Below are 17,026 nucleotides of genomic sequence, written 5' to 3' on the forward strand. Positions count from 1 at the left end.
TTGTTGGAAGAGGTGGATGAGTTGTTCTCGTTGGTGTTGGGTGAGTGAGCTTCGTGCTCGCATAGGAGATGCTCCCCATTAGTTGGTGACTGTTTTTTAGTAGTCCAACTTATGGGGAGCAGTTCACTTTGAGACCGGGAGGCAAAGCGGGCTTTACATTCGCATTAGTACTTTAGAAAAGCGCCACCTTCGGCGGGGCCGGGAAGATCTCGTCGAGGCGGGCGAGTTCGTCCGCGTCAAACCGGCGGACGACGGCAGCCGCGTTCGCGCGCACCTGCTCCTCGGTGGTGGCACCGGCAATCACGGAGGCAACCGGCTCCTGCTGGGCCAGCCACGAGAAGGCGACCTGTACCTCGGTCAGGCCGCGCTCGGCGGCAAAGGCTGAGAAGGCTTCGAGCTGATCCCAGTTAGCGCCGTCCAAGATATCGGGCTTGATACGGGTCAGGCGCCCATCGGCAGGGGCAAAAGAGCGGGAATACTTGCCCGTCAGTAGCCCGTTGGCCAGGGGGAAGTAGGGCAGTACGCCCAGCCCGAACTCGCGGGCGGCGGGTAGCACCTCGAGCTCAGCGCGACGGTCAAGCAGGTTGTAGTGGTTTTCAGCCGCAATATAACGGTGCCCCAGCGCCCGGCCCAGGTGTTCGGCGTGGGCAATCTGCCAGCCGGTGTGGTTGGACGACCCGATGTAGCGCACCTTGCCCTGCTCAATCAGGGTGCCCAGGGCTGAGAGGGTTTCTTCGATGGGGGTGGCGGGGTCGGGGGTGTGGTGGAAGTAAAGGTCGATGTAGTCGGTGCCCAGGCGGCTCAGGGACGCCTCAACTGCCCGCATAATGTAGCGTCGGGAGCCGCGCACCCCGTGATCGGTGCCGTTGGCCCCGCCCATATCCATACCGAACTTGGAGACAACTACAATCTCATCGCGGTCGATTCCGGTCTCGCGCAGGGCCCGCCCAAACATGGTTTCAGAAACGCCCGGTTCAGCCCCGTAGATATCGGCGACATCGAAAAGGGTAATGCCGGCTTCAACGGCAGCGGTGAGGACGGCGTTGGTTCCGGCTTGTGTTTCGGTGGCGGTTTTGGCGCGGCCCAGGTTATTGCAGCCCAGGCCTACGTTTGAAACGGTGAGGCCGCTTTTTCCCAGTTGACGGTATTCAATGCTCATACCCGTCATATTACTGTCATGTGTCTCAACACACCCGACACAGAGTCAAAAAGCTACACAGAGCAGCGGTTTCTTGCCAGCGCCCTGTCTGCGCTTTTAGTGTAGAACCATCAAATCTATCCAGAGCGACCGAGAGACCTAGCTCGATGACGTCGCAGCAACCACCCTGACGGAAAAGGTGCTCCTGCTAGGACCGATAGAGTGCATCACCAGCGGTCCACCCACCGCACTGGTGGCGCCCTCCCGCCACCAGTGGGAGCGGCCACCGCATTCTTTCGGGTCTACCCAACGACCTGTAAGGAAACCATGAGTACCCATATACCGGCGCTCTCCTACGAACTCTTCCCGCCGCGAAGTTCTGCTAGTTGCGAGAGTCTGCTGACGACTATCGACCAGCTGGCACCTACTAACCCCGATTATGTGTCGGTGACCTATTCCGGTGACCGGGCTCGTAAGCAGAAAACCCTGGCCCTGCTAGACCATCTGGTTCATGAAACCCGGCTCACGCCCCTGGCTCACCTCACCTGTGTGGGGCACACCGCCGAGGAGCTGGAAGCTGCTGTTCGCCGTATTCTGGCAATCGGCGTCCGCGGGTTTTTAGCCCTGCGCGGTGACCTGCCGCTGGGCAACACGCAGGCTCCCGATATCCCCTTTGCCCGGTCCCTGGTGGAGCTCATCCGCCGGGTGGAGACCCAGGATTTTGCCCACCTAGCGGCAGGACGCGTGGCGGTGGGGGTAGCTGCCTACCCCTCCCGGCACCCGGAGTCCAGCTCGGAACTGCAGGATATTGAAATTCTGCTCTCCAAGGAGAGGGCGGGGGCTGACTTCGCTATCACCCAGGTTTTCTTTGAGGCGACCCGCTACGAATCCCTGGTGCAGCGGGCCCGAACCGCGGGGGTAACCCTGCCCCTGATTCCGGGCATCATGCCGGTGACCAGCCTGCGCAGGCTCACCACCCTCTGCTCACTAGCGGGCCTGCCCGTGCCCCAGCAACTGGCCTACGACCTTGAAACCGCAAGCGGGGACGCCCAACGGCACCGTATCGGGGTGGAGTTCGGCGTCCGCCTGCTCCAAGAATCTCTCGACGCCGGTGCCCCCGGCATCCACTTCTACACCTTCAATGAACACGCAGCGGTGCTGGACGTTCTCGAGCGGGTCGACCTGCCCCGCTACAGCACCCGCTTTGAAAACCCCCTGGCCGAACTAACCTACGCCTAAAAATATCGGCCCAAAGACCTCACAGAAAGACACCACCATGACCACCGTTTTCCCCACCGCAACCATCACCGGCTACCCCCGTATCGGCGCCCGCCGCGAACTCAAGCGCGCTGTTGAAGCCTACTGGGCGGGTAAGTCCGACCAGAACGAACTGAAGCAGACCGCCCAGAAGATTCAGCAGGACGCCTACCGCGCCCTCACCGAGCGCGGTCTGACCAACGACTACGCTATTCCCGCAGACTTCTCCTTCTACGATCAGGTGCTCGATACCACCCGCCTCTTCACCGCCCTGCCCGCCCGCTTCGAGTCGGTACGCGACGACCGCGGCCTGATTAACCTGGACGGCTACTTCGCCCTGGCTCGCGGCACCGAGCACCTGCCCCCGCTGGAGCTGACCAAGTGGTTCGACACCAACTACCACTACCTGGTACCAGAAATCGGCCCGACCACCGGCTTTACCCTCAACACTGAAGCTCTCGACGACCTGCTGGCAGCCGCTGAGGCGGCGGGGACGTCCGCCCGCCCCAGCATCACCGGCCCCCTCACTTACCTGCTCCTGGCAAAAGCTGAGGACGGCACCCCCGCCGACTTCGCACCCCTCGACCGTCTAGCAGACCTGCTGCCCCTCTACCGGGATCTGCTCGCCCACCTGGCTGGCCGCGGTGTGCTCTGGGTTCAGTTCAACGAACCTGCCCTGGGCGCTGACCAGGCTGTGAGTGAAGCCGAGCTGGCGCAGCTCATTGAGAAGACCTACGGGGAGCTCACCCAGCTCTCTGACCGCCCCTCCCTGCTAGTCACCAGCCCCTACGGCAACCTGGCTGGTCTGCTAGAACCCCTGGCTACCTCGGGCGTAGAGGCCCTGCACCTTGACCTGGTATCTACCGGCTATGATCAGGACGCCCTCGCCCGCCTCTTCGGCGGCGATTCGGCTCCCCTGCTGGTGGCAGGTGTGGTGAACGGCCGCAATATCTGGCGCAACGACCTGGCAGCCTCCCTCCACACCCTGCAGGCGGTGGGGGCGGCGTCCGTCTCAACCTCAACCTCCCTGCAGCACGTGCCCTACGACCTTGACCTGGAAACCGGGCTCGACCAGAAGCTCACCAGCTGGCTGGCCTTTGCCCACCAGAAGGTCAGCGAAGTTGCCCTGCTCGCTCGGGGGCTCGCCGAAGGGCCCGAGACTATCGCCTCCGAGGTTGAGCAGGCCAAGGCAGCGCTAGCAGCGCGCGCCCAGTCCAGCGGAGTCAACGACCCCTGCATCCGCGAGCGCGCCCTCTCCATTACCCCCGAGAACTACGAGCGTCCGTCCGCTCAGGTGCGTCAGCAGGCCCAGGAGGACCTGAACCTGCCCCTGCTGCCGACCACCACCATCGGGTCTTTCCCGCAGACCGGTCATATTCGTTCACTGCGGGCAGACTACCACAAGGGTGCGCTGACCAGGGAAGAGCTCGATGCTCACCTGCGGGAGGAGATTCGCTGTGTGATTGACTTCCAGGAGCGTTTGGGGCTGGATGTGCTGGTGCACGGTGAAGCTGAGCGTAACGACATGGTGCAGTATTTTGCGGAGAACTTCGACGGGTTTGCGCCGACCGAGCACGGCTGGGTGCAGTCCTACGGCTCGCGCTGTACCCGCCCCTCAATTCTGTGGGGCGATGTGAAGCGTAGCGGTGCGGGTACTCGCGGTGAGGCCTTTACGGTGCCGTGGATTAGCTTCGCGCAGCAGCAGACCGATAAGCCGGTCAAGGGTATGCTCACCGGCCCGGTGACGATTCTGGCCTGGTCGTTTGTGCGCGATGACCAGCCTCTGGCGGCGACCGCTACCCAGGTTGCGCTGGCCCTGGCCGATGAGATTGCTGACCTTGAGGCAGCAGGCACCCGCATCATTCAGGTGGATGAGCCCGCCCTGCGCGAGCTGCTCCCCCTGCGCACCGAGGAGCAGGCTGCCTACCTCGACTGGTCAGTCGGTGCCTTCCGCCTGGCGACCTCGCAGGTTGCCGACTCCACCCAGATCCACACCCACCTGTGCTACTCGGAGTTCAACGAGATTTTTGGAGCAATCGATGCCCTGAACGCCGATGTCACCTCGATTGAGGCAGCCCGCTCCCGCCTGGAGCTACTGGCCGATGTGCCCGAGAGCTTCGACCGCGGCATCGGCCCCGGCGTGTGGGACATTCACTCCCCGCGTGTGCCCCAGGTCGACGAGGTCGAGAAGCTGCTGACTACTGCCCTGGAGCATATCCCCGCCCGTCAGCTCTGGGTTAACCCCGACTGCGGCCTGAAGACCCGCGCCTATAAGGAGACCAAGGCTTCCATCGAGTCTCTAGTTGCCGCTACCGAGGCTGTACGAGCCAGCCTCAACGTAGCGGTCTAGGGGTAAGCAAAAGGACGCCGCCCCCGCCCTCCCTGCCGCCTGGCAGGAGGGTGGGGGCGGCGTCCTTGCATCCGTGAAGTGCAGGTGCGGCCTTAGTGGGCCATAGGGGCGCTTCCGGCAGCCTGCTTGCCGGCGGGCAGAAGCAGGGCTACCACGATAGAAGCCAGCGACATGAAGGCTGCTACCAGGAAGGCCAGGTGCACACCGGCCATGTAGGCCCCTACACCGGTGCCACCGTGGGCGGCCGACCCGATACCCAGCAGAGCAATAAAGAGGGCGGTTGCTGCGGCACCGGATACCTGCTGGAAGGTAGTCATGGCCGAGGAACCGAAAGCGTGCAGCTCCTGGTCAAGAGAGCCCAGCCCCAGGGACATCATAGGGGTGTTAATCAGCGGCAGGGCGAAGGTCATGAGCATGTAGGTGGCCACCAGGTACCAGACGGGAGTCTGGGTATTGAAGGTGCTCATTAGCCAGATGGAGGCGCTAAAGAGCAGGGCACCGGGGATGACCAGGGTGCGGGCGCCGAAGCGGTCCGACAGGCGGCCGACGAAGGGGCTCAGCACCGCCATGAGCACGCCACCGGGCAGCAGCATTAGGCCGGTTTGCAGGGCGCTCATGCCCAGGACGTTTGCGGCGTAGAGGGGAATCATGATTGCGGTACCCAGCATGACGCCGATACCCAGGGAGGTCATGATGACGGTCAGGGTGAAGGGGCGGGCGCGGAAGATGCGCAGGTCCATAAAGGGGCCGCGGTCTTGCAGCTGAATCTGACGGCGCACGAACACGGCCAGCAGGGCAACCGAGACAGCCACGATAACCCAGGGGTTAACGGGTAGGTGGGCACCGCCGTGAGATGAGTCGCCGCCCATGGACGACAGGCCCAGCACCAGGCCGCCAAAGCCCAGGGTTGAGAGGACGATAGAGAAGACATCGAGCTTCTGCGAGCCGCCCTCGGGCTTCTCAGCCGGGGCCAGGCGCAGACCAATCACTAGGGCGATAATGCCGATGGGCAGAATCAGCCAGAAGAGCCAGCGCCAGCTAGCGACGTTCAGAATAAGACCTGAGACGGTGGGGCCAGCAGCCGGCGCCGCCGAAATGACCATACCGATAAGACCCATAGCCTGACCGATTTTGCTGGGGGCAACCAGGCGCATCATGGTCGTCATCAGCAGCGGAATCATCACGCCGGTACCGCCTGCCTGGAGCACGCGTCCGACCAACAGCAGGGCGATGCCAGGGGCGGTGGCAGCCACCAGGGTGCCCAGGGAGAACAGGGCCATAGCGCCTACGAAGACCGCGCGGATGGAATAGCGGGAGATGATGAAGCCAGAAGCCGGGGTTACGACTGCCATGGTCAGCATGAAGCCGGTGGAGGTCCACTGGGCAGTGGAGGCGCTGATGTTCAGATCTGACATGATGTCGGGCAGAGCTACGCCCAGCAGGGTTTCATTCAGAATCAGCACGAAAGCCGCGATGACCATAATGGCCAGGAGCAGGAACTCCTGGTGCTCTAGTTTATGGGCGGCGGGCATTGATACAGTATGCGCTGCCGGTTCGGTGACCGCGTGCGCTCCGGTTTCGGGGTGAGAGTGTGTTTGCATAGAAGACATAGGCGTTTAAGCCTACTCTTCGCGGCTGGGGGCGTATATAGCGTCTTGCTCACACCTGCCTAGGCGAGCCGGGCGAGATGGCTTACTGGGCGGCACGCACCGCAATCAGCAAATCACCCTTGTTCATGGACGAGCGGCCCGGCACCTCAAGCTGCTTCGCCAGCTCATAGAGCTCAGCACGCGTCAGTTCCGCCAGGGGGCGCACCTCTGCCACCAGGAAGGTCTGGTTATCGTCGTCCTGCAGGTCGGGGGCGGACGCCGCATCCTCCTGGGCAGAGGCCTCGACCAGGGGTTCGGTGGTCAGGTCTTCGTCGAAGTCAGCGGGGTCAACAAGCTCCAGGATCTCAACATCAAGGATCTCTTCGTAGCCGGCAGCTTCCTCCAGGCTCTCAGCTGTCTCAGCCAGAATCAGCTCAGCCTCCCGCTGGGCCGCGCTCTTTATGCCCTTCTTGGCTTTCTTCTTTGAGTCCTTCTTATCTGCTTTCTTCGGCTCACTCTTCTTGGACTCAGCTTTCTTAGCCTTCTGGGGCTTCTTGGTCTCGACCTTCTTCGAGTCCTTCTTGTCAGACTTCTTCTCTGCCTTTACCTTCTCGGCCCCCTTCTTACCCTTGCCGGTAGAGGGGGCGGCGGCGTCCTTGCCCTTGCCTTTGCTCTTAGGGGCAGCCTGGGGCTTGTCAGAGATTTTTTCGTACTTCTTGTCCACCAGCTCGTACTTCTTCTCAAGCTTCTTCTGGGCCTTCTTGCGGGCTTTCTTCTCATCGCCGTGCTTGTCTAGAGCCTTGGCGTAGGTCTTCACATAGCGCTTTTGTGCCTTCTCACTGGAGCGCTTGAGTTCCTTGCTGATTTCTGGTTTCTTGCCCATGGTTCACCTTCCACTTATCAGTGTTCTTACTGCCTAAGCGTAGTCCCGGTCACGCGCCACCCCAAGCACGGCACGGTTTGGTTACGCCCCTCCTACAGACTTTGTACCGCGCCCTGCCCACTTTGGACCCAAAAAATGGGCAGGGCGCGGTACAAAATGGCGGGACGGCAGAACACGGGGTAGCGGAAAGGGTCGAAACAGCCCCTCCCGCTCACGCTCTGAGCCGAACCCGCGCACGGCACCTGACGGGTGGCGTCCGCACCCCTAAACTAGGTGATATGACTAACTCAGGTATCGACACTAGCTTCCTTGACCCCGCGACCAGCCCCGCCGACGACTTCTTCCGTTACGTCAACGGCACCTGGTACGACGCCCACGTCATCCCCGCCGACCGCTCGCGCGACGGCGGCATGTATTTCCTCCGCGACGCCGCCGAGGAGCGCGTGCGCGAAATCGTCGAGAAGTTCGCCGCCGAGCAGCCGTCCTCACGCATTGGCGCCCTCTACTCGTCCTTCATGAACACCGAGAAAATTGAGGCGGACGCCGCCGACCCGCTGCTCACCGAGGTGCAGCCGGTGCTGGACGCGGCTACCCCCGATGATTTTGTGCAGGTCATGGCGGAGCTTGACCGCCAGGGCCACGGTGGCCCCTTCGGCTGGTACACCAGCATCGACGCGAAGAACCCCGAGAAGTACGTGCTCTACCTGGCGCAGACCGGCCTGGGTCTGCCCGATGAGTCCTACTACCGCGACGAGAAGTACGCCGAACTCCGTGACGCCTACGTCGCCCACATTGAGCGCATGTTTGAGCTGACCGGCCTGGCCGAAAACTTCGGTCTTGAACCGGCGGACGCCGCCCGCGCCGTCTTCGCCCACGAGACCGAAATTGCCTCCCACCACTGGGATAACGTGCGCACCCGCGACGCCGACCAGCGCTATAACCCGGTAGACGCCGCCGAGCTAGACGAGAAGTTCCCCGGCTTCCCCTTCACCACCTGGCTAGCTGGCATGGGCATTTCCACCGAAAAGGCCGGTACCGTTGTGGTCAACCAGCCCTCCTATTTTGAAGCAGCCGCCCAGATGTGGGCCACCGCTCCCCTCTTTATCTGGAAGCTCTGGTACATCTGGCACATGGCCCACTCCCGTGCCCCCTATCTCAATCAGGCCATCGTTGAAGAGAACTTTGATTTCTACGGCCGCACCCTCTCGGGCTCCGAAGAGCTGCGTGACCGCTGGAAGCGCGGCGTCGGCCTGGTCGAAGGCTCCCTGGGTGAAGAACTGGGCAAGGAGTACGTGGCGATTCACTTCCCGCCCACCCACAAGGCCAAAATGATGGAACTGGTAGACGACCTGCTCGAAGCCTACCACCGCTCCATTACCGGCCTAGACTGGATGACCGACGAGACCCGCGCCCGCGCCCTCGAGAAGCTCAGCAAGTTCGTCACCAAGATCGGTTACCCCGACAAGTGGCGCGACTACTCCGCCCTGGAACTGACCGACGACCTCTTCGAGAACCTGCGCCGCTCGGGCGTCTTTGAGCACAAATTCCAGGTTGCCCGCATCAACGAGCCCGTTGACAAGACCGAGTGGCTCATGACCCCGCAGACCGTCAATGCCTACTACATGCCCCCGTCCAACGAAATTGTCTTCCCCGCCGCAATCCTGCAGGCCCCCTACTTCGACGTGGACGCGGACGCTGCCGTCAACTACGGCGCTATCGGCGGCGTCATTGGCCACGAGATCGGCCACGGTTTCGACGACCAGGGTTCCAAGTACGACGGCACCGGTGCGCTCAATAACTGGTGGACGGACGCCGACCGCGAAGAATTCACCGCCCGCACCAAGGCCCTGGTGGAACAGTATAACGGCTACACCCCCACCGGCCTCGACCCCGAGAAGTTCACCGTCAACGGCGAACTGACCCTGGGCGAAAATATCGGTGACCTAGGAGGTCTCTCCATCGCGCTCAAGGCCTATCAGATTTACCTGGAACGCCAGCGCCTCACCCTCGAGACCGCCCCCGTCATCGACGGTCTGACTGCCACCCAGCGCGTCTTTATCTCCTGGGCCCAGGGCTGGCGTATGAAGACCCGCCCGCAGACCGCCGAGATGTTCCTGGCCATCGACCCGCACTCCCCCGAGGAGTTCCGCGTCAACGGCGTGGTCCGCAACATCGACGAGTTCTACACCGCCTTCGACGTACAGCCCGAGAACGCCCTCTACCTGGCACCGGAGGAGCGCGTGCGTATCTGGTAGAAGAAACTATATAAAGTGCTGGGGACGGCCGTGCTTCTATAGCAACCTACCTAAACACTCATTCCTGGTGGGTGCAGGGGCTTTCCCCGGAAGGCGACTGGCTGGGTCTGGCATGAATCGGGGGAGCGCGCCAGCGCGAGCTCGAGAAGGTTAGTCACCGGAGGGGAAAGCCCCTGCACCCTTAGTAGTATGTGTGTGCCCGAGGGCTAGGACATTGCGGGGACGTCCCAGAGGTTCAGCACGGTGCCGATGCCCTTGCGGACGGCGTTGCGGTAGACCACGGTGCCCCAGGCGACGTCCTCAATGGGCATGCCGCCGACGGAGTAGACGGTGATTTTTTCTTCGTCGTCCTCGGGGGCGGGGTGGTTGAGGGCTTCGCCCATGTCGCGTAGTTCTTCTGGGGCCATGAGGCCGTTGTGGATGCGGTCGTTGAACTTGCAGCCGATGATGGAGACGTAGTTGTGGGACTTGCCGGGTTCGGTTTCTTCGGCCCAGGCGTCGTACATACCGGCGTTGTCGACGAGTTTGCGCACGTCAGGTTCGAACATACCCTCGTCGAGGTTGCAGGCGGCGGGCATGGCGAAGAAGGCGCCGGGCTTGACCCATTCGCGGCGGACGGTGGGGTAGGTTTCGGGGTCGCCCACGTGGATTGAGGTGCAGAAGGTGACGATGTCTGAGTCTCGCACGACTTCTTCGAATTCTTCAACGTCGATGACGTTTATGCCGGGGTAGGTTTCTTCGGCCCAGCTGATGAAGGTGTCGATGCCCTTTTGGGAGCGGCCGAGCACTTTGATGGTATCGACGGTGGGGCGGGCTTCGATGAGGGCTGCGACGGTTGCTTTGGCGATGACGCCGGGGCCCAGCAGGCCGAGCACCTTGGCGTTTTTGGGGGCGAAGCGGCGGACGCCGACACCGGAGACGCAGCCGGTGCGGTAGGCCGAGAGCAGGTTGGCGCTCATGTAGGCCAGGGGGGCGCCAGAGGTTGCGTCGTTGAGGGTGAGCATGAGAATGGAGCGGGGTAGGCCAATCTCGCGGTTGTCGATGTTAGAGGCGTAGGTTTTGACACCCATGGTGCGGAAGGAGCCGCCCAGGTAGGCAGGCATGGCGACGTAGCGGCGGTCGGGGCCGTCGGCGGGCATGCCCTCGTGAGCTGGGTTGACGGGGAACTGTACCTTAGCGCCGTGGGATTCGCCGTTGTGGCCGGCCATGCGGTAGTCGCCGCGGGCGTGCATGGCCAGGGCTTCTTCCATGGCGTCGGTGCAGGCGGCAACGTCTTGTACGCCCGCTGCAATCATGTCGGCTTCTGAGAGGTAGCGGAAGTCGATGCGGGGGAAGACGGGGTTGAGTTCGGGGTCAACGGCTGCGTTGAGGTAGGCGTCGTGTGAAGTCAAGCGGGGGATCTCCAACTGTGAGTGTTAAAAGTTCAGACGAATCAACATAACACTTTTGCCGGGTGCAGATAAACGAGTTTTTGGGCATACCTGGCAGGTGGTAGGGCTCTGTTCCGCGTGCTTTTGCTGTAGAGCGGCTCAACCTGCTAGACAGGTCGTTTAAGAATTCATGCGATGTTAAGCAAGAGGCGGTAAGGTCGTCTCTGTACGCGTCTCACCAGGGTGGGTAGTAGCCCACCCGCACCAGCCCCGAGGAGGCCCCGTGAACCCCTCCCCCAGCGTCCTTTTTATCTGCCAGTCCAACAAGGGTAAGTCGCAGATGGCTGAGGCCCTCATGAACCTTCATGCGCAAGGACGCGTGCGCGCAACTTCGGCGGGTACCAAGGCTGCGGTGGGTAGTGCGGTGAATGCTGAGTCGGCAGCTTCGCTGGCCGAAATTGGGGCAGATATGAGTGCAGGTACCCCCAAGTTCGCGTCGGCCGAAGATCTAGCTGCCGCGGACCGCATTGTTATTGTGGGGGCTGCTGCCCAGCTTGAAACCGATGACCCTGCGATTCTGGCTAAGACCGAGCGTTGGGAAATTGTAGAGCCTTCCCACCAGGGTATTGAGGGTGCAGAGCGTATGGCCCTGATTCGCGACGATATTGATAGCCGCGTCAGGGCCCTGCTCGACGAACTTTCTCGTTAGGGTTTTATTTCAGCACGGTGAGGGTCATGGGGTAGGTGAAAACTTCACCGTTATTGGCCTTCACCGCTGCAAGAATGTGCACGACAATTAGGACCATCCAAACCCCGATGAAGATAATCCAGGTAAATAGGCCCGCTATTCCAAAGGTCACAAGGGTAAGTACCCAGGCGGCAATATTCACTAGCCAGAGGGTGAAATTAAAGTTGAAGGCACCCGCAGCAGCCACGCGTACAAAGGCGTACCCCGGCTTGTCCTTGTAGATAGCCCAGAAGATCAAGGGCCCCACAAAGCTCGCGAAAGATGCAGTCAGTATCAGGCCCAGCAGGCCCGAGAGATGGGCAAACATGGCCAGGCTCTTGGCATCAGCAGGAATAAGGTTGCCGTAAGCATCATAGGTCGGGGAAGCAACATTGGGGCCCTGCCCGTAACCGTGCTGACCAGCGGGGCCCTGCCCCGGCTCGCTCTGATTGCCGTAGTTGCCGTAAGGGTTCTGATTCTGTTCAGTCATGGTAGTACGCCTTTACTTGTTTCCACTGTGCTATCTAGCTTATCTATTCACCTGTCTTCGCCAGAGCGTGGCACCCCATAGGTGTATGTATTTCTGTGTTACGCCAAGCACTTCAAAATCACGTTGTTTTTGCAAAACACTTGACACAGAACCCCCACAGACCGCTTATTAGATAGTGACATACACCACTCATGTATGCAGAACGTGCACATCTAAGGAATCCCATGAAAGAATCCTCCTTCCACAAGAAAGCAGCTCAGGGTAGCGCTGCAGCCTTGCTGGGCCTGGTTCTTTCCCTGCCGCTTGTCGCGCCCCCGGCGCAGGCATACGACAGCGATCTGGCATCCCAGTCCAGCAACACCGCAGGCAAGGTCAGCGAATCCCTGGCTAATGCAGAGGGCACCATTGAGGCCTTCGTCCAGTTCCGCGGCGCCGGCGCTTTTGAGAGCGCCCAGCCCCAGAACGTCCGCTCCGGCCAGCGTGAGCCTGTCAGCGCTCAAGCCCAGGTGAATGCACCGCGCTTTACCGACGTCCAGCCTGGCAATCTCTTCTATGAAGAAATTTCATGGCTAGCCCAGCGTGGCATTAGCCGCGGCTGGTCAGACGGCACCTTCCGTCCCCAGGAATGAAGTAAAACGCGATGCGATGGCAGCATTCCTCTACCGCTACGGCCAAAGCGTCCTGGCTAAAAAGAGGTACACCTGTAGCGGAAGGTTCGCACTAAGTCGGATCCTCTCACTAGCAACCCCTATACGTTCTACTAATCACCCCAGTAAAACGATAGGGGTCGCTCACTATCTGTCCAGTTAATTCCGTACACATTTTGAGAAACCCCTTGACAGAGACCCACCTCACAACGGTTAGATAGATAGTGACACTCACCCCCGTGGGCGTTAATACACACACCCTAAGGAAACCCATGAAGAAGAATCCTATGCGACGGAAGGCCGCACAAGGCAGTGCTGCTGCCCTGCTTGGTCTCGCGCTTTCCTTGCCCATGGCCGCTCCACCGGCCCAGGCATACGATGTAGACCTCAACCCTTCAACTCAGGCCAACGATGCCACCAGCAAAATTGGGGGCTCACTGGCAGAGGCAGAAGGCACAGTTGAGGTCTTCGTTCAGTTCCGAGGAAATGGCGCTTACGAAAGCACCCAGCCTCGCAGCGTCCTTTCTGGCGAAAGTGACCCTGTGCAGGCCCAGGCCCAGGTTGAAGCCATCGCCCAGCGTGTAGAATCCCAGACCCAGCAGGTCGCCACCCAGGCTAATGCAGAGGTCATCTACACCACCCACAATGCCCTGCGAGGAACCGCTCTGCGCGGTAACGCCGAAGAGCTCCGCGCGCTGGCCCAGCGTAGCGACGTTGTTCGCATCTCCCGCATCGTCCCCAAGGAACGCGCCAACGGCGGTACCGCTATCACCACCGAGGCCCTCAACACCTGGGTACAGACCGGCAAGACCGGTAAGGACGTCACCATCGCCGTCATCGACTCCGGTGTGGACTACACCCACGCAGCGTTTGGTGGCCCCGGCACCGTTGAAGCCTACAATGAAGCTAAGGCCTCAGCCGATATGCCCGCTGCCGACAGCGGCCTCTACGACCCCGAAAAGTTCGTCGGCGGTTACGATTTGGCCGGTGACGACTACCTCGGCTCTAACGCACCGAAGCCCGATAACAACCCCCTTGACTGCACCGCCAACGGCCACGGCACCCACGTGGCAGGTAGCGCTGCGGGCTTTGCCGTCAATGCAGATGGCAGCACCTTCCGCGGTGACTACACCAAGCTCACCCAGGACGATGTTCTGGGCATGAAGATTGGCCCGGGGGCAGCCCCCGAAGCTAAGGTCGTCGGCCTACGTGTCTTCGGCTGTGACGGTAGCACCAATCTCACCGGTCAAGCCCTCGACCGCGTCCTCGACCCCAACGGCGACGGCGATTTCTCCGACAAGGCAGACATTGTCAATCTCTCCCTGGGTGCTGACTTCGGCGCGGTAGATGACCCCGAAAACTACATCATTGATTCCCTCTACCGCCAGGGTGTCCTCTCGGTTATTGCAGCCGGTAACGCCAACAGCTACCAGGGCCAGGGCGATACCTACTCAATCCTGGGTACTCCCGGTAACACCATCTCAGCTCTGACCGTAGCTAACTCCATCGGAACCTACGCCTACGCTGACAAGGCCGAGATTCTCTCCCCTGCCAATATCGCTGGCCCCGTCCAGGGCGACTACAGCATCAACTTCAACTACGCTGCAGCATCTGAAGACCAGCTCACCGGTGAAGTTGTCATGGCCCCCGAAAACAACCGCTACGGTTGTGAAGCTTTCCCCGCGGGAACCGACTTCAACGGCAAGTGGGTCTGGATTGACTGGGCCGAAGACCTCGAAGGTAACTTCCCCTGTGGCTCCACCGTCCGCTTCAACAACATTGAGAAGGCCGGCGGCGCAGGCGTCGTCCTCGCGTCCAAGGTGCTGAAAGAAACCTCAGGTATCGCCGGTAACTCAACCATCCCCGGCGTCCGCCTGACCGTAGCAGATGCCGAGAAGGCTCTGCCTGCCGCCCAGGCCGGTACCCTGCGTATCAAGCTGGATTCTGACTGGATTGGCAAAACCGTCTTTGAGACCGGCGCGCTCGACACCCTCAACTCATCAAGCGGCCGCGGCCAGTTTGGTGTAAACGGCTTCACTAAGCCCGACGTCGCTGCTCCCGGTACCTCCATCAGATCCGCTGGTGTTGGCTTGGGCTCTGATTCGCTCATCATGACCGGTACCTCAATGTCATCTCCCCACGTTGCAGGTATCGCAGCTCTTGTGCTGGAGGCTCATCAGAATTACGGCCCCGCCGAAATCAAGGCTGCCATCATGAACACCGCTAACCACGACCTGGTTACCGATGAAGGCAATGTCTACTCTGTTGAACGAGTTGGCTCGGGCCGTGTTGACGCCCTGGCTGCTGTCAACACCGACGTTCTGGTCTACAACTCCAACCGCCCCGAGCAGGTCTCAACCAGCTTCGGTGCACCCGAAGTTCCCGTAGGTGAGTCTCTCACCATCTCCCGCAACGTCACCGTTGAGAACTACTCCGACCGTGAGCGTACCTTCAAGGTAGCTCTGGACGATAGCTCCACCGTAACCGGTGCGACCATCAGTGCCCCCAGCACCGTAACCGTTCCTGCCGGTGGCCAGGCTGAAATCACTCTCACCGCAACCCTTGATGGTTCCCAGCTCACTAAGGACCGTGACCCCGCGGCTCTCGAAACCCATAAGGAAAATGCCCGCCAGTACCTGGCAACCGTTTCTTCACGTCTGATTCTGACCGAGGGCGATACTCAGCTGCGCGTACCCGTGCAGGTAGCTCCCAAGCCCGTTGCCGATATGAAGGTAGCTAACTCAGCTATCGAGTTCGGCCCCGGCTCAAACGCCACCGAAGTCACCCTCTCAGGTACTGAACTCAACCAGGGCGGCTACCGTTCCGCTGTTGGTGCCTTCCAGCTGGGTGTTGAAAGCCCTCGCATTCCCACCAGCTCCCTGGGCAGTGTCTCATCTCAGGTAGCCGACCTCATGTATGCAGGTGCTAACTCAACCGCTCCTGTTCTGGAAGCTCAGGGTGAAGACCCCACTACCGGCTACCTCAACATCGGTATTGCTTCTTGGGCTAACTGGGCAACCATTAACCGCACCTGGTTCTACGAAGTAGACCTCGATGTCAATGGTGACGGCCGCCCTGAGTTCTTCGCGATGACTACCCGCATTCCGGGTATCGACCTGCCCGTTGTGAACCTCTACAAGCAGGTCAACGGTCAGTGGTCGGTGATTGGCTCACAGCCTGTCAACGGCACCTTCGGTGACGTAGACACCAACCTGATGGGCTCCAACACCCTGGTTATGCCTCTTAGCCTGGAGGCTCTGAACCTGACCTCAGCTCAGGCCCAGGCCCTGCGCTACAAGATCTACTCAGGCACCTGGTACCACAACGGTAATATCGAAAGCACTGAATGGGTCAAGTACAACCCCTACGCACCCGATCTCTACTTCAGCAGCGAGCAGGCCGTGGGTACCTCCCTCTTCGTTGCTTCACCGGCCAACACTCTGACTGCCCACCGTGCAGCAGACACCACCGATGCTCGTGCACTCTTCCTGCACATGCACAACGCCACCGGTGACCTGGCAGGCATCAAGGCAGATGCTCGCGGTGACAAGGCTCAGGTTGTAAACGTTAGCGGTTTGAAGACCCCTGCCACCAACAACCCGCGCTTCACCGACGTACCCACTGACCATGTCTTCTACAACGAGATTGCATGGCTGGCTAACCGCGGTATCACCACCGGCTGGTCCGATGGCACTTTCCGCCCCTACGAGCCCGTCAAGCGCGACCAGATGGCAGCCTTCTTCTACCGCATGGCTGGCTCACCTCAGTACACTCCGCCCGCTGTCTCCCCCTTCTCAGATGTACCGACCGATTACGTCTTCTACAAGGAGATTGCTTGGATGGCTGAGCAGGGTATCACCACCGGCTGGCCCGATGGCACCTTCCGCCCCGCTGATCCTGTGAACCGTGACCAGATGGCAGCCTTCTTCTACCGCATGGCTGGCTCACCTGAATACACCGTTCCTGCAAACAGCCCCTTCAAGGATCTTTCAGCAAGCGAGCACGTCTTCTACAAGGAGATTGCTTGGATGGCTGAGCAGGGTATCACCACCGGCTGGCCCGATGGCACTTTCCGCCCCTACGACCCGGTTAACCGCGATCAGATGGCAGCTTTCATCTACCGTTTCGACCAGAAGGTCCTTAACAAGTAATCCGCTTGTGTAAGGAAGGTTAGAAGCGCCCCGACCCCTGTTTGAACTGCTCCCCATAAGTTGGACTACTAAAAAACAGTCACCAACTAATGGGGAGCATCTCCTATGCGAGCACGAAGCTCACTCACCCAACACCAACGAGAACAACTCATCCACCTCTTCCAACAAG

11 protein-coding genes and 1 riboswitch are annotated in these 17,026 nt (G+C 60.7%); of the genes, 6 read left to right on the forward strand and 5 right to left on the reverse strand.

The window, feature by feature from the left end; genetic code table 11:
- Positions 1-172: 172 nt before the first annotated feature.
- Positions 173-1,159, reverse strand: coding sequence for an aldo/keto reductase (locus E4U03_RS10865; protein ID WP_409348794.1), 987 nt, complete (start codon positions 1,157-1,159; stop codon positions 173-175).
- Between the two features lie 113 nt (positions 1,160-1,272).
- A riboswitch (SAM riboswitch) is annotated at positions 1,273-1,362 on the forward strand.
- A 103-nt stretch (positions 1,363-1,465) separates the two neighbouring features.
- On the opposite strand from E4U03_RS10865, the gene E4U03_RS10870 reads away from it, so the two are divergent.
- Both E4U03_RS10870 and metE read left to right on the forward strand, forming a co-directional pair.
- A complete protein-coding gene (locus E4U03_RS10870; protein WP_135013756.1) occupies positions 1,466-2,377 on the forward strand; it encodes a methylenetetrahydrofolate reductase in 912 nt (303 codons plus the stop codon).
- Positions 2,378-2,414: 37 nt separating this feature from the next.
- The gene (gene metE / locus E4U03_RS10875) at positions 2,415-4,745 is read left to right on the forward strand and encodes a 5-methyltetrahydropteroyltriglutamate--homocysteine S-methyltransferase (protein ID WP_135013757.1); all 2,331 of its coding nucleotides are present in this window, start codon (positions 2,415-2,417) and stop codon (positions 4,743-4,745) included.
- 92 nt (positions 4,746-4,837) lie between these two features.
- On the opposite strand, the gene E4U03_RS10880 is transcribed toward metE, so the two are convergent.
- Both E4U03_RS10880 and E4U03_RS13210 read right to left on the reverse strand, forming a co-directional pair.
- Positions 4,838-6,346 (reverse strand): MDR family MFS transporter, encoded by a 1,509-nt coding sequence (locus tag E4U03_RS10880; protein ID WP_167752405.1) that lies wholly within the window; start codon positions 6,344-6,346, stop codon positions 4,838-4,840.
- A gap of 91 nt (positions 6,347-6,437) precedes the next feature.
- On the reverse strand, positions 6,438-7,217 hold the full coding sequence (locus E4U03_RS13210; RefSeq protein ID WP_135013762.1) for a Rho termination factor N-terminal domain-containing protein: 780 nt from the start codon (positions 7,215-7,217) through the stop codon (positions 6,438-6,440).
- A gap of 278 nt (positions 7,218-7,495) precedes the next feature.
- Here E4U03_RS13210 and E4U03_RS10890 point away from each other — a divergent pair, with 278 nt between their 5' ends.
- Positions 7,496-9,472 carry a M13 family metallopeptidase gene (locus tag E4U03_RS10890; RefSeq protein WP_135013759.1) on the forward strand — a complete coding sequence of 659 codons (1,977 nt, stop codon included), beginning with the start codon at positions 7,496-7,498 and terminating at the stop codon, positions 9,470-9,472.
- Positions 9,473-9,678: 206 nt separating this feature from the next.
- Here E4U03_RS10890 and E4U03_RS10895 read toward each other — a convergent pair whose 3' ends face one another.
- Positions 9,679-10,863 carry a tyramine oxidase subunit B gene (locus tag E4U03_RS10895; protein WP_228066210.1) on the reverse strand — a complete coding sequence of 395 codons (1,185 nt, stop codon included), beginning with the start codon at positions 10,861-10,863 and terminating at the stop codon, positions 9,679-9,681.
- Between the two features lie 262 nt (positions 10,864-11,125).
- Between E4U03_RS10895 and E4U03_RS10900 the strand changes: the two genes are divergently transcribed.
- Positions 11,126-11,551 carry a low molecular weight phosphatase family protein gene (locus tag E4U03_RS10900; RefSeq protein ID WP_135013760.1) on the forward strand — a complete coding sequence of 142 codons (426 nt, stop codon included), beginning with the start codon at positions 11,126-11,128 and terminating at the stop codon, positions 11,549-11,551.
- A gap of 4 nt (positions 11,552-11,555) precedes the next feature.
- On the opposite strand, the gene E4U03_RS10905 is transcribed toward E4U03_RS10900, so the two are convergent.
- On the reverse strand, positions 11,556-12,059 hold the full coding sequence (locus E4U03_RS10905) for a DUF4870 domain-containing protein (protein ID WP_135013761.1): 504 nt from the start codon (positions 12,057-12,059) through the stop codon (positions 11,556-11,558).
- A 224-nt stretch (positions 12,060-12,283) separates the two neighbouring features.
- Here E4U03_RS10905 and E4U03_RS13655 point away from each other — a divergent pair, with 224 nt between their 5' ends.
- Positions 12,284-12,688: an S-layer homology domain-containing protein gene (locus E4U03_RS13655; RefSeq protein ID WP_322785922.1), complete on the forward strand. Its 405-nt coding sequence runs from the start codon at positions 12,284-12,286 to the stop codon at positions 12,686-12,688.
- 290 nt (positions 12,689-12,978) lie between these two features.
- Positions 12,979-16,857 carry a S8 family serine peptidase gene (locus E4U03_RS10915; RefSeq protein WP_228066211.1) on the forward strand — a complete coding sequence of 1,293 codons (3,879 nt, stop codon included), beginning with the start codon at positions 12,979-12,981 and terminating at the stop codon, positions 16,855-16,857.
- The last annotated feature ends 169 nt before the right edge of the window (positions 16,858-17,026 follow it).

The organism is Rothia nasimurium (genome assembly GCF_004569295.1).
Lineage (GTDB): Bacteria > Actinomycetota > Actinomycetes > Actinomycetales > Micrococcaceae > Rothia > Rothia nasimurium_B.